This is a genomic window from Neorhizobium sp. T7_12, assembly GCF_002968535.1.
GTDB lineage: Bacteria > Pseudomonadota > Alphaproteobacteria > Rhizobiales > Rhizobiaceae > Neorhizobium > Neorhizobium tomejilense.
This window is the reverse complement of sequence record NZ_PVBK01000002.1, coordinates 134,626-148,577: the sequence shown is the minus strand read 5'-3', so window position 1 is coordinate 148,577 and position 13,952 is coordinate 134,626. Positions and strand designations below refer to the sequence as shown.

Below are 13,952 nucleotides of genomic sequence, written 5' to 3'. Positions count from 1 at the left end.
AGGGCAAATCACGCTCGCGCGCCATTTGCTACATTTTTGTGTCATACGCAAGCGGCCTTGGCCGCTTGCGTTAAAACTTACTCGACGATGGAGGCGACGATACCGGCGCCGACGGTGCGGCCGCCTTCGCGGATTGCGAAGCGCAGCTTTTCTTCCATCGCGATCGGGTTGATCAGCGTGACCTTAACAGTCACGTTGTCGCCCGGCATGACCATTTCCGTGCCTTCTGGAAGCTCAACAATGCCGGTCACGTCCGTCGTGCGGAAGTAAAACTGCGGACGGTAGTTGGTGAAGAACGGCGTATGACGGCCGCCTTCTTCCTTCGTCAGGATGTAGGCTTCGGCCATGAAGACAGTATGCGGCTTGACCGAACCCGGCTTGCAGAGAATCTGGCCACGCTCGACGCCGTCACGCTGGACGCCACGGATCAGCGCGCCGATGTTGTCGCCGGCCTGGCCCTGGTCGAGCAGCTTGCGGAACATTTCAACGCCGGTCACCGTCGTCTTGGTGGTGGCGCGGATGCCGACGATCTCGACTTCTTCGCCGACCTTGACGATGCCGCGCTCGACGCGGCCGGTCACGACCGTACCACGGCCCGAGATCGAGAACACGTCTTCGATCGGCAGCAGGAACGGCAGGTTGATCGGGCGCTCAGGCGTCGGGATGTAAGCGTCGACAGCGGCCATCAGCTCGCGGATCGAATCTTCGCCGATCTTCTTGTCCGAATCTTCAAGAGCGGCCAGCGCCGAACCCTTGATGATCGGGATGTCGTCGCCCGGGAAATCGTAAGAGGTCAGAAGTTCGCGCACTTCCAGCTCGACGAGCTCGAGAAGCTCGGCGTCATCGACCTGGTCGACCTTGTTCAGGAACACAACGATCGCCGGAACGCCGACCTGACGGGCGAGCAGGATGTGCTCGCGGGTCTGCGGCATCGGGCCGTCGGCAGCCGAGCAAACCAGGATTGCGCCGTCCATCTGCGCCGCACCGGTGATCATGTTCTTGACGTAGTCGGCGTGGCCGGGGCAGTCGACGTGGGCATAATGGCGGGCCGGCGTCTCATATTCGACGTGTGCCGTCGAAATGGTGATGCCGCGAGCCTTTTCTTCAGGAGCCGCGTCGATCTGGTCATAGGCCTTGTACTCGCCGAAGTACTTCGTGATCGCGGCCGTCAGCGACGTCTTGCCATGGTCAACGTGACCGATCGTGCCAATGTTGACGTGCGGCTTGTTGCGCTCAAACTTGCTCTTTGCCATTTCCGGCTTCTCCGTTCTTATCCCCGTCAGGGGTTATTCTCTAATTGATTGGGCGGGGTTACCCCGGTCACTTCTGACCGGAGTACTTAGCCTGGATTTCGTTTGCGACGTTGGTCGGAACCGGTGCGTAGTGATCGAAGGTCATCGAGTACTGCGCGCGGCCCTGGGACATGGAGCGCAGGTTGTCGACGTACTTGAACATGTTCGCCAGCGGCACGTGGGCATTGATCACGACGGCGATGCCGCGCGATTCCTGGCCCTGGATCTGGCCGCGACGGGAGTTCAGGTCGCCGATCACGTCACCGACGTAATCTTCCGGAGTGACGACTTCGACCTTCATCATCGGCTCGAGGAGCTGGGCACCGGCCTTCTTGGCTGCTTCACGGAAGCAGGCGCGGGAGGCGATTTCGAATGCCAGAACCGACGAGTCGACGTCGTGGAAGGCGCCGTCGATGAGGGTCGCCTTGACGCCCAGCATCGGGAAGCCAGCCAGCGGGCCGGAAGACAGAACACTTTCGATGCCCTTCTGGACGCCCGGGATGTATTCCTTCGGAACAGAACCACCGACGATCTTGGACTCGAACTTGAAGTCGTCGCCGTCCGGGTTCGGTTCGAAGACGATCTTGACGCGCGCGAACTGACCGGTACCACCGGACTGCTTCTTGTGCGTGTAGTCTTCTTCGTGCTTGCGCGTGATGGTTTCGCGGTAAGCAACCTGCGGAGCACCGACGGTGGCTTCGACCTTGAACTCGCGACGCATGCGGTCGACGAGAATGTCGAGGTGAAGTTCACCCATGCCGGCGATGATCGTCTGGCCGGATTCCTCGTCGGTCTTGACGCGGAAGGACGGGTCTTCAGCAGCCAGGCGGTTGAGCGCGAGGCCCATCTTTTCCTGGTCGCCCTTGGACTTCGGCTCGATGGCGATCTGGATGACCGGCTCGGGGAATTCCATGCGCTCGAGGATGACCGGCTTCAGCGGATCGCAGAGCGTGTCGCCCGTGGTGGTTTCCTTGAGGCCTGCGAGAGCGACGATGTCGCCAGCGAAGGCTTCTTCGATGTCTTCACGGGAGTTCGAGTGCATCTGCAGCATGCGGCCGACGCGCTCGCGCTTTTCCTTGACCGTGTTCAGCAGCGCAGAACCCTTTTCGAGCTTGCCCGAATAGATACGGCAGAAGGTCAGCGAACCGACGAAGGGGTCGTTCATGATCTTGAACGCCAGCATGGAAAGCGGCTCGGTGTCATCGGGGTGACGGTCGATTTCGGCTTCGGTCTTGACGTCGATGCCCTTGATCGCCGGAATGTCTGCCGGGGACGGCAGGAATTCGACAACCGCGTCGAGGAGCGGCTGAACGCCCTTGTTCTTGAAGGCAGAGCCGCAGAACATCGGGAAGAACTTGACGTCGATGGTGCCGCGACGGATGAGCGCACGGATCTTATCGTTGTCCGGCATGATGCCGTTCAGATAGTTTTCCATAGCTTCTTCGTCGATGTCGACAACCGTTTCGATCATCTTTTCGCGGAATTCTTCGGCACGAGCCTTCAGGTCTTCCGGGATTTCGACGACGTCCCACATAGCGCCGAGCGATTCGTCGCGCCAGACGAGAGCGTTCATCTCGATCAGGTCGACGATGCCCTTGAACTCGGTCTCAGCGCCGATCGGCAACTGGCAGACAACCGCAGTCGCGCCGAGGCGCGTCTTGATCATCTCGACCGAGCGATAGAAATCGGCGCCGGTCTTGTCCATCTTGTTGCAGAAGATCAGGCGCGGAACGTTGTACTTGTCGGCCTGGCGCCAGACGGTTTCCGTCTGCGGCTCAACGCCGGCATTGGCGTCGAGGAGAGCAACCGCACCGTCGAGCACGCGCAGCGAACGTTCGACTTCGATGGTGAAGTCGACGTGGCCGGGGGTGTCGATGATGTTGAAGCGGCGCATCTTGCCGTCGCGGCCCTTCCAGAAGGTCGTGGTCGCAGCGGAAGTGATCGTGATGCCACGCTCCTGCTCCTGCTCCATCCAGTCCATCGTGGCTGCGCCGTCGTGAACTTCGCCGATCTTGTGCGACTTGCCGGTGTAATAAAGAATACGCTCGGTGGTCGTGGTCTTGCCGGCGTCGATATGCGCCATGATACCGAAATTGCGGTAGTCTTCGATTTTATATTCGCGAGCCATAGGACTGCCTTTCGAAATTCGATCGAGTGAAGATTACCAACGGTAATGCGAGAATGCGCGGTTGGCGTCGGCCATCTTGTGCGTGTCTTCACGCTTCTTGACGGCGCTGCCACGGTTGTTTGCAGCATCCATAAGTTCACCGGAAAGGCGATCGACCATCGTCGTTTCGTTGCGCTTGCGGGCAGCAGCGATCACCCAACGGATCGCGAGAGCCTGACGGCGCTCGGGACGAACGTCGACCGGAACCTGGTAGGTCGCACCACCAACGCGGCGCGAACGAACTTCGACATGCGGCGCGACATTGTCGAGCGCCGAATGGAAGATGCCCAGCGGGTCGGCCTTGGCCTTGCCCTGCACGACGTCGAACGCGCCGTAAACGATGTTTTCAGCTACGGACTTCTTGCCGTGGAGCATGATCGCATTCATGAACTTCGTGACGACCAGATCGCCGAACTTCGGGTCCGGGTTGATCTCACGCTTCTCTGCACTATGGCGTCGGGACATACTTCTCGTCTCTCAATTGTTGCGGGCGCTTTACCACGCGGAGAACCTCGCGCAGCGCCGGATAATCAGAATGCCGAATTACTTCGGACGCTTCGCACCGTACTTGGAACGGCGCTGCTTGCGGTTCTTGACGCCCTGGGTGTCGAGAACGCCGCGGATGATGTGGTAGCGAACGCCCGGCAAGTCCTTGACGCGGCCGCCGCGGATCATCACGACGGAGTGTTCCTGCAGGTTGTGGCCTTCACCCGGGATATAGCCGATGACTTCGAAGCCGTTGGTCAGGCGAATCTTGGCAACCTTACGCAGAGCCGAGTTCGGCTTCTTCGGGGTCGTCGTGTAAACGCGGGTGCAAACGCCGCGCTTCTGGGGGTTTTCCTGCAGAGCAGGAACCTTGTTACGCTTTACGTTCGCCTGGCGAGGCTTGCGGATCAGCTGGTTTACGGTAGGCATTCAACCATCCCTTACGTTTTTCTCAGTACCCTTTCGGGCCGATCTGATGCCGTTTCCGGCGGCGGCACACACATTTCCTCATGCGCAAAACGTGGCCCGATCCGCTTTTCGGATGGACCACAAAAAGCAGAGGACGCATTCCTCATGCGTCGTGCGTGCAGCATTCGTGTCTTCAACGTGCGTATGGAACCGTGTCTGAGGCGTACTCCGGAACGAGTCGTTCCGAACGGGCAAGCCTCACATCGCTTCCGATGCGGGGCGTTTACTGTTTTCCCCCCTGCCCGTCAAGACCGAATCCTAAATTATTGCCCCAAACCCTTGGTTTCGGGGCCAAATGGAGGGTTTCGGGACAAGGTTTCCAGAAATATGAGATGCCCTCGCGGATAATGTTTGGGAATCACCGCTGATCGCACTAAAGAGTGCGGGAACCTTCCGTTCCGCCTCGTCTTCGGACGATACCAGGGATTCGCTCGCGGAGATGACCATGATCGCCACACCCGACAATGACAACAACCTCGACGGGCCGATGGTCTTCATCATCATCGGCAAGGGCTATGAGACGAAGGGCGCCGAAGGCATCGAGCTGCATATCATGCTGCGCGCACCGGACGACGATTCCGCCGTGCGCGAAGCGCTCAACGCCCTCTCGGAAGAAGGCTTCATCGAGGCCGATCTCGACCAGATCGGCGTCCTGACCGACGAACCCACCGAGGAGCCGCACGCCTCGGCCTACCAGGGCGCGCTCGAAGGCGAAGTGGCGATCATCCGGTTCGAGTAGTCTCGGATCGATGAGGGAGGCCTGACCGCCCTCGCCTCCCCTCGTTGGCGGCTGCAGTAATGCCGCCCTTTCGATCACCGGCCTGTCCCCCCACCTCACCAGTAGAGCTGCGCGCCAGACCTCGGAGCATCTCACCAAACCATGCACGAGCCGCCGAACACTTTCGGCGGCTTTTTTAATGCTCGCTCCCCTTCCCGCCTGAAACGAAAAAACCGCCCGGATCGCTCCGGGCGGTTTTCTTCGTTCTGACCGACGTGCCGGCGGATCACTCCGCAGGCGTGTTCTCGGTATTCAGGTTCTGAAGCATCGGGGTGGCGGACGAGGCGCCCGAACCCTTCTTGCGTTCTTCCAGGATCAGCTCGTCGCGCGAGGTGGCGATGCGGCGGATCTGGGTCATGGTGCCGCCCGTACCGGCCGGGATGAGACGGCCGACGATGACGTTTTCCTTCAGGCCCTGCAGCGTATCCGTCTTGCCGGCGATCGCAGCTTCCGTCAGCACCTTGGTCGTTTCCTGGAAAGAAGCGGCCGAGATGAAGGACGGGGTCTGCAGCGACGCCTTGGTGATGCCGAGCAGAACCGGTTCGCCGTAAGCGGGCTTCTTGCCTTCTTCGGCAAGACGCTCGTTGGCTTCGTCCAATTCGATCCGGTCGACATTGTCACCGACGATATACTGGCTGTCGCCGGCATCGGTGATCTCGACCTTCTGCAGCATCTGACGGACAATCACCTCGATGTGCTTGTCGTTGATGACAACGCCCTGCAGGCGGTAGACTTCCTGGATTTCGTTGACGAGGTAGGAAGCGAGTGCTTCCACGCCCTTGATCGCCAGGATGTCGTGCGGCGCAGGATTGCCGTCGAGGATGTAGTCGCCCTTTTCGATGTAGTCGCCTTCCTGAAGATGGAAGGGCTTGCCCTTCGGGATCAGGTATTCGACCGGTTCGACGCCATCTTCGGCAGGCTCGATCATGACGCGACGCTTGTTCTTGTAGTCGCGGCCGAGGCGGATCGTACCATCGATCTCAGCGATGATGGCGTGATCCTTCGGACGACGGGCTTCGAAGAGCTCGGCGACGCGCGGCAGACCACCGGTGATGTCCTTGGTCTTGGCGCTTTCCAGCGGCACGCGGGCGAGAACGTCGCCCTGCGATACCTTGCTGCCCGGCTCGACCGACAGGATGGCGTCGACCGACAGGTTGAAGCGGGCTTCGCCACCGCGGGCAAGCTTCAGGATGGTGCCCGAAGCGTCCTTGATGACGATCGCCGGCTTGAGGTCGATGCCACGCGGCGTCGAACGCCAGTCGATAACCTGACGCTTGGTGATGCCGGTGGATTCGTCGGTGGATTCCGAAACCGAGATCGAGTCGACCACGTCTTCGAAGTAAACCGTACCTTCCACTTCCGTCATCATCGGGCGTGTGTAGGGATCCCACTCTGCTAGACGCTGACCGCGACGAACCTTGTCGCCATCATCCACGAACAGCTTCGAACCGTAAGCGACACGCTGCGAGGAACGCTCGACGCCGCGCTCGTCAAGGATGGTGACCGCCATGTTGCGGCCCATCGCGACGAGAACGCCTTCGGAGTTCCGCAGCATGTTGCGGTTCTTGATCTGGATCGTGCCTTCGTACGATGCTTCCAGGAACGACTGGTCGACCACGTTTGCCGTACCGCCCAAGTGGAAGGTACGCATGGTGAGCTGGGTTCCCGGCTCGCCGATCGACTGAGCCGCGATGACGCCGACGGCTTCGCCCATGTTGACCGGAGTACCACGGGCCAGATCTCGGCCGTAGCAGACCGAGCAGACGCCCGTCTGAACTTCGCAGGTCAGTGCCGAACGGATGCGGATCGACTGGATGCCAGCCTTTTCGATCTCGATGACATCCGGCTCGAGGATCATCTTGCCGGCATCGACGATGCGGGCACCCGTGACCGGGTGATCGATATCGTCGAGTGCGGTACGGCCAAGGACACGAGCGCCGATGGAGGCCACGACCTGGCCGGCGTCAACGATCGCCGTCATGGTGAGGCCGCTCTCGGTGCCGCAATCGACCAGGTTGACGATGCAGTCCTGCGCCACGTCGACGAGACGACGGGTCAGGTAACCGGAGTTCGCGGTCTTCAGGGCGGTGTCTGCGAGACCCTTACGGGCACCGTGGGTCGAGTTGAAGTACTCGTTAACGGTCAGGCCTTCCTTGAAGTTCGAGATGATCGGCGTTTCGATGATCTCACCCGACGGCTTGGCCATCAGGCCACGCATGCCGCCCAGCTGGCGCATCTGGTTCGGAGAACCACGGGCACCCGAGTGGGACATCATGTAGATGGCGTTCATCTGCTTCTGGCGGCCGGTTTCAGGATCGAACTCGACGGCCTTAATGCGGGCCATCATGTCTTCTGCAACCTTTTCGGTGGCCTTGCCCCAGGCGTCGACGACCTTGTTGTACTTCTCGCCCTGAGTGATCAGGCCGTCGTTGTACTGCTGCTCGTATTCCTTCACCAGGGTTTCGGTGTCGCCAACGATCTTGGCCTTGGTTTCCGGAATGATCATGTCGTCCTTGCCGAACGAAATGCCGGCCTTGCACGCATGCGTGAAGCCGAGCTGCATGATGCGGTCGCAGAAAATGACCGTGTCCTTCTGACCGCAGTGACGGTAGACCGTGTCGATCATCTTGGAGATGTTCTTCTTGGTCATTTCCTGGTTGCAGGTCTCGAACGGCACGTTGACGTTCTTCGGCAGAAGTTCGCCGATGATCATGCGGCCAGGAGTCGTTTCATAGATCTTCGACACCAGCTTGCCGTCGGCATCCAGGGTCTTGAAGCGGCCACGGATCTTGGCATGCAGGGTGACGATCTTGTTTTCCAGAGCGTGGTGCAGTTCGCCCATGTCGGAGAAGGCCATGCCTTCGCCCGGCTCGTTCTGGTTCATGATCGCCAGATAGTAGAGACCGAGAACCATGTCCTGCGACGGAACGATGATCGGTGCGCCGTTTGCCGGATGCAGGATGTTGTTCGTCGACATCATCAGCACGCGGGCTTCGAGCTGGGCTTCGAGCGACAGCGGCACGTGAACGGCCATCTGGTCGCCGTCGAAGTCGGCGTTGAAGGCCGTGCAGACGAGCGGATGCAGCTGGATAGCCTTGCCTTCGACCAGGATAGGTTCGAAGGCCTGGATGCCCAGGCGGTGCAGCGTCGGCGCACGGTTCAGGAGAACCGGATGCTCGCGGATAACCTCGTCGAGGATATCCCAGACTTCCGGCTTTTCCTTTTCAACCAGCTTCTTGGCCTGTTTGACGGTCGAGGAGTAACCCTTGGCGTCGAGGCGGGCGTAGATGAACGGCTTGAACAGTTCGAGCGCCATCTTCTTCGGCAGGCCGCACTGGTGCAGCTTCAGTTCCGGACCGGTCACGATGACCGAACGGCCGGAATAGTCGACGCGCTTGCCGAGAAGGTTCTGGCGGAAGCGGCCCTGCTTGCCCTTCAGCATGTCGGACAGCGACTTCAGCGGACGCTTGTTGGCGCCGGTGATGACGCGGCCACGACGGCCGTTGTCGAACAGCGCGTCCACAGATTCCTGCAGCATGCGCTTTTCGTTGCGGATGATAATGCCCGGAGCGCGCAGTTCGATCAGGCGCTTCAGACGGTTGTTACGGTTGATGACGCGACGATAGAGATCGTTGAGGTCGGAGGTCGCAAAACGGCCGCCATCGAGCGGAACCAGCGGGCGCAGGTCCGGCGGGATGACCGGGACGACCTTCATGATCATCCATTCCGGACGGTTGCCCGATTCCATGAAGTTCTCGACGATCTTCAGGCGCTTCATCAGCTTCTTCTGCTTCAGATCCGACGTGGTGTCGGCAAGTTCCGAACGCAGGTCGCCGGCGATCTTTTCGAGATTCATCGAGGCCAGCATCTCGTAGATGGCCTCGGCGCCGATCATCGCCGTGAACTGATCTTCGCCGAACTCGTCGACGGCGATCATGTATTCTTCTTCGGAAAGAAGCTGGTTTTCCTTGAGCGAGGTGAGACCCGGCTCAGTGACGATGTAGTTCTCGAAATAGAGAACGCGCTCGACATCCTTCAGCGTCATGTCGAGAAGGGTCGAGATGCGCGACGGAAGCGACTTCAGGAACCAGATATGGGCGACGGGAGCAGCGAGCTCGATATGGCCCATGCGCTCACGGCGAACGCGCGACAGCGTGACTTCGACGCCGCACTTTTCGCAGATGATGCCCTTGTACTTCATGCGCTTGTACTTGCCGCACAGGCACTCATAGTCCTTGATCGGCCCGAAGATGCGGGCGCAGAAAAGGCCGTCGCGTTCAGGCTTGAAGGTACGGTAGTTGATGGTCTCCGGCTTTTTGATCTCGCCGTAGGACCAGGAGAGAATCTTCTCCGGAGACGCGATCGAGATACGGATCGAGTCGAAGTGCTGTGCAGGCACCTGCGGATTGAAAAGATTCATGACCTCTTGGTTCATGCCTATCTCCTTTAGGGGCGGAAGCCCTCGGCTTGCGATCGGACCAGTCCAAATTCCCGGGACGGACCGTCCGATGCTTTAAAACGGTATTAGCCGCGAAATGCGGCGAAAGTTTCCCTATCCTGCCGGCGGATACCGGCGGAGGGAGCAGCGCGCGCCTTCAAACGGCGCGCGCCTTGTTATGATCATTCGGCTGCGTCGGGCAGCTGGCCGGCGTTCGCGTCCTCGATCTTCGAGTTCTCGAGCTCGACGGACAGGCCGAGAGAGCGCATTTCCTTGACGAGAACGTTGAAGCTCTCCGGAATGCCTGCCTCGAACGTGTCGTCGCCGCGCACGATCGCTTCGTAGACCTTGGTACGGCCCGCCACGTCGTCCGACTTCACGGTCAGCATTTCCTGCAGCGTGTAGGCGGCGCCGTAGGCTTCGAGCGCCCAGACTTCCATTTCGCCGAAGCGCTGGCCGCCGAACTGCGCCTTGCCACCGAGCGGCTGCTGGGTAACCAGCGAGTACGGACCAATCGAACGCGCGTGGATCTTGTCGTCCACGAGATGGTTCAGCTTGATCATGTACATGTAGCCGACAGTCACCTTGCGGTCGAACTGTTCGCCGGTACGGCCGTCGTAGAGGACCGACTGACCGGACGGATCGAGGCCTGCTCTGGTCAGCATCGCTGCGACGTCCGGCTCATGCGCACCGTCGAAGACCGGCGTTGCGATCGAGAGGCCGCGCTTGGACTGCTCGGCCAGACGAACGAGAGAGTCGTCGTCGAAGCTTGCAACTTCAGCGTTTGCCTCACTCTGATAGGCTTCCGTCAGCTCTTTCTTCAAGTCGGTGATATCGTTCGACCTGCGGTAATCTTCGAGCAGCGCCCCGATACGCTTGCCCATGCCTGCGCAAGCCCAGGCCAGGTGCGTCTCGAGGATCTGACCGACGTTCATTCGCGAAGGCACGCCGAGCGGGTTCAGAACGATGTCGACATGTGTGCCGTCTTCGAGGAACGGCATGTCCTCGACCGGAACGATACGCGACACGACGCCCTTGTTGCCATGACGGCCGGCCATCTTGTCGCCCGGCTGGATCTTGCGCTTCACAGCGACGAAGACCTTGACCATCTTCATGACGCCCGGAGGCATTTCGTCGCCGCGCTGGACCTTTTCGACCTTGTCCATGAAGCGCTGTTCAAGGCGCGACTTGGATTCGTCGTACTGACCACGGAGCGCTTCGATTTCGCCCTGCACCTTTTCGTCCTCGACTGCGAACATCCACCACTGCGAGCGGGGATATTCGGAGATGACGGCGTTGGTGAGCTCGATGCCCTTCTTGAAGCCCTTCGGACCGGCAACCGACATCTGGCCGCGCAGCATGTCCGTCAGACGGCCATAGACGTTGCGGTCAAGAATTGCCTGTTCGTCGTCGCGGTCCTTGGCGAGGCGTTCGATTTCCTCACGCTCGATCGCCATGGCGCGTTCGTCCTTCTCCACACCGTGACGGTTGAAGACGCGGACTTCGACGACCGTGCCGAACGTGCCCGGAGGCATGCGCATGGAAGTGTCGCGGACGTCGGAGGCCTTTTCACCGAAGATGGCGCGCAGAAGCTTTTCTTCCGGCGTCATCGGGCTTTCGCCCTTCGGGGTGATCTTGCCGACGAGGATGTCGCCCGGCTGGACTTCGGCGCCGATGTAGACGATGCCGGCTTCGTCGAGGTTCTTCAGCGCTTCTTCCGAAACGTTCGGAATGTCGCGCGTGATTTCTTCCGGACCAAGCTTGGTATCACGCGCCATCACTTCGAATTCTTCGATGTGGATGGAGGTGAACACGTCGTCCGACACAATGCGCTCGGAGAGCAGGATCGAGTCTTCGTAGTTGTAGCCGTTCCAGGGCATGAACGCGACGAGCGCGTTGCGGCCGAGCGCCAAGTCACCAAGGTCCGTCGAAGGACCGTCGGCGATGATGTCGCCCTTGTTCAGGATGTCACCGACGGCGACCAGCGGGCGCTGGTTGACGCAGGTGTTCTGGTTCGAACGCTGGAACTTCTGCAGACGATAGATATCCACGCCCGACTTCGACGGATCGAGGTCTTCGGTGGCGCGGATAACGATACGGGTCGCATCGACCTGGTCGACCACACCGCCACGGCGGGCAGCAATCGCTGCACCGGAGTCGCGGGCGACGACCGGTTCCATGCCGGTGCCGACGAACGGAGCTTCAGCACGCACCAACGGCACGGCCTGACGCTGCATGTTCGAGCCCATGAGAGCGCGGTTGGCGTCGTCGTTTTCCAGGAACGGGATGAGAGCGGCCGCGACCGAGACAAGCTGCTTCGGCGAGACGTCCATCAGGTTGATGGTGTCGCGCGGGGACAGCATGACTTCGCCGGCATGACGGCAGACGACGAACTCTTCCACGAAAGAGCCGTTCTTATCCAGCTCGGCGTTCGCCTGTGCCACGTAATACTTCGCCTCTTCCATAGCGGAAAGGTAAAGCACTTCCTTCGTCACGACGCCGTCGATGATCTTGCGGTACGGGCTTTCGATGAAGCCGTACTTGTTGACGCGGGCGAAGGTGGCAAGCGAGTTGATCAGACCGATGTTCGGGCCTTCCGGCGTCTCGATCGGGCAAATACGACCGTAATGGGTCGGGTGAACGTCGCGGACTTCGAAGCCTGCGCGCTCGCGGGTCAGACCACCCGGGCCAAGTGCCGAAAGACGGCGCTTGTGGGTGATTTCCGAAAGCGGGTTCACCTGGTCCATGAACTGCGACAGCTGCGAGGAACCGAAGAATTCGCGAACCGCGGCAGCTGCCGGCTTCGCGTTGATCAGGTCCTGCGGCATGACAGTGTCGATTTCGATCGACGACATGCGTTCCTTGATGGCGCGCTCCATGCGGAGCAGGCCGAGGCGATACTGATTTTCCATCAGTTCGCCGACAGAACGGACGCGGCGGTTGCCGAGGTTGTCGATGTCGTCGATTTCGCCCTTGCCGTCGCGCAGTTCGACCAGCATCCGGACCACGGCCAGGATGTCGTCCTTGCGGAGCGTGCGAACGGTATCGGCGACTTCGAGGTCGAGACGCATGTTCATCTTGACGCGGCCGACGGCGGAGAGGTCGTAACGCTCCGCATCGAAGAACAGCGAGTTGAACATGGCTTCGGCCGATTCCATCGTCGGCGGTTCACCCGGGCGCATGACGCGGTAGATGTCGAACAGAGCGTCCTGGCGGTTCTCGTTCTTGTCGGCGGAAAGCGTGTTGCGGATGTAGGCGCCGACATTGATATGGTCGATGCCGAGAACCGGGATCTCGTCGAAACCGGCGCTCAGGATGATCGGCAGGGTCTTTTCGTCGATTTCGTCGCCGGCTTCGAGGTAGATCTCGCCGGTTTCCGCGTTGACGATGTCTTCGGCAAGATAGTTGCCGTAGATGTCGTCATTGGTCGCCTTCAACGCCTTCAAGCCCTTCTCCGTCAGCTGACGGAGAAGACGCGGGTTGAGCTTCTTGCCGGATTCGACAACCACTTCGCCGGTATCGGCGTCGATCATGTCGGAAAGGGTCTTCGCACCTTTCAGGGTTTCCGGCTGGAACGGAATCCGCCAGCCGTCGCCGTCGCGCTGATAGGACGACTTCGTATAGAAGGTCGACAGGATTTCTTCGCCGTCCATGCCGAGCGCCATCAGCAGCGAGGTCACGGGGATCTTACGGCGGCGGTCGATACGGGCGTAAACGATATCCTTGGCGTCGAATTCGATGTCGAGCCAGGAACCGCGATACGGGATGACGCGGGCTGCGAAGAGCAGCTTGCCGGAAGAGTGGCTCTTGCCCTTGTCGTGGTCGAAGAAGACGCCCGGCGAACGGTGCATCTGGGACACGATCACGCGTTCGGTGCCGTTCACGATGAACGTACCGTTATCGGTCATGAGCGGCATGTCGCCCATGTAGACGGACTGTTCCTTGATGTCCTTGATGGACTTGGCGCCCGTATCCTCGTCGATATCGAACACGATGAGACGCAGCGTCACCTTCAGCGGCGCTGCGTAGGTCAGATCGCGCTGACGGCATTCTTCCACGTCGAACTTCGGCAGTTCGAATTCGTAGGACACGAATTCGAGCATGGAGGCGCCGGAAAAATCGGTGATCGGGAAGACCGACCGGAAGACAGCGTTCAGACCTTCGTCCGGACGACCGCCCTTCGGTTCATCAACCATCAGGAACTGGTCATAGGATGCCTTCTGAACCTCGATGAGGTTCGGCATCTCTGTGACTTCGGGGATTTTTCCAAAAAACTTGCGTACGCGCCTGCGACCATTAAAGGAAAGGGTCTGAGCCATCGTC

General features: G+C 60.1%; 7 protein-coding genes. 1 reads left to right on the top strand and 6 read right to left on the bottom strand.

The window, feature by feature from the left end; genetic code table 11:
* Positions 1 to 77 precede the first annotated feature (77 nt).
* The 4 genes from tuf to rpsL form a co-directional block, all read right to left on the bottom strand.
* On the bottom strand, positions 78 to 1,253 hold the full coding sequence (gene tuf / locus C5J26_RS06575) for an elongation factor Tu (protein WP_105401079.1): 1,176 nt from the start codon (positions 1,251 to 1,253) through the stop codon (positions 78 to 80).
* A 67-nt stretch (positions 1,254 to 1,320) separates the two neighbouring features.
* Positions 1,321 to 3,420 carry an elongation factor G gene (fusA, locus tag C5J26_RS06570; RefSeq protein ID WP_046669642.1) on the bottom strand — a complete coding sequence of 700 codons (2,100 nt, stop codon included), beginning with the start codon at positions 3,418 to 3,420 and terminating at the stop codon, positions 1,321 to 1,323.
* Positions 3,421 to 3,453: 33 nt separating this feature from the next.
* A complete protein-coding gene (rpsG, locus tag C5J26_RS06565) occupies positions 3,454 to 3,924 on the bottom strand; it encodes a 30S ribosomal protein S7 (protein ID WP_007755828.1) in 471 nt (156 codons plus the stop codon).
* 78 nt (positions 3,925 to 4,002) lie between these two features.
* Complete coding sequence (gene rpsL, locus C5J26_RS06560) at positions 4,003 to 4,374, bottom strand: 30S ribosomal protein S12 (RefSeq protein WP_003547537.1); 372 nt, start codon at positions 4,372 to 4,374, stop codon at positions 4,003 to 4,005.
* Between the two features lie 484 nt (positions 4,375 to 4,858).
* On the opposite strand from rpsL, the gene C5J26_RS06555 reads away from it, so the two are divergent.
* Positions 4,859 to 5,152 (top strand): hypothetical protein, encoded by a 294-nt coding sequence (locus tag C5J26_RS06555; protein ID WP_046635345.1) that lies wholly within the window; start codon positions 4,859 to 4,861, stop codon positions 5,150 to 5,152.
* A gap of 265 nt (positions 5,153 to 5,417) precedes the next feature.
* On the opposite strand, the gene rpoC is transcribed toward C5J26_RS06555, so the two are convergent.
* Positions 5,418 to 9,626 (bottom strand): DNA-directed RNA polymerase subunit beta', encoded by a 4,209-nt coding sequence (rpoC, locus tag C5J26_RS06550; protein WP_105401078.1) that lies wholly within the window; start codon positions 9,624 to 9,626, stop codon positions 5,418 to 5,420.
* Positions 9,627 to 9,811: 185 nt separating this feature from the next.
* Positions 9,812 to 13,948 (bottom strand): DNA-directed RNA polymerase subunit beta, encoded by a 4,137-nt coding sequence (gene rpoB, locus C5J26_RS06545; protein WP_105401077.1) that lies wholly within the window; start codon positions 13,946 to 13,948, stop codon positions 9,812 to 9,814.
* Positions 13,949 to 13,952: the final 4 nt, after the last annotated feature.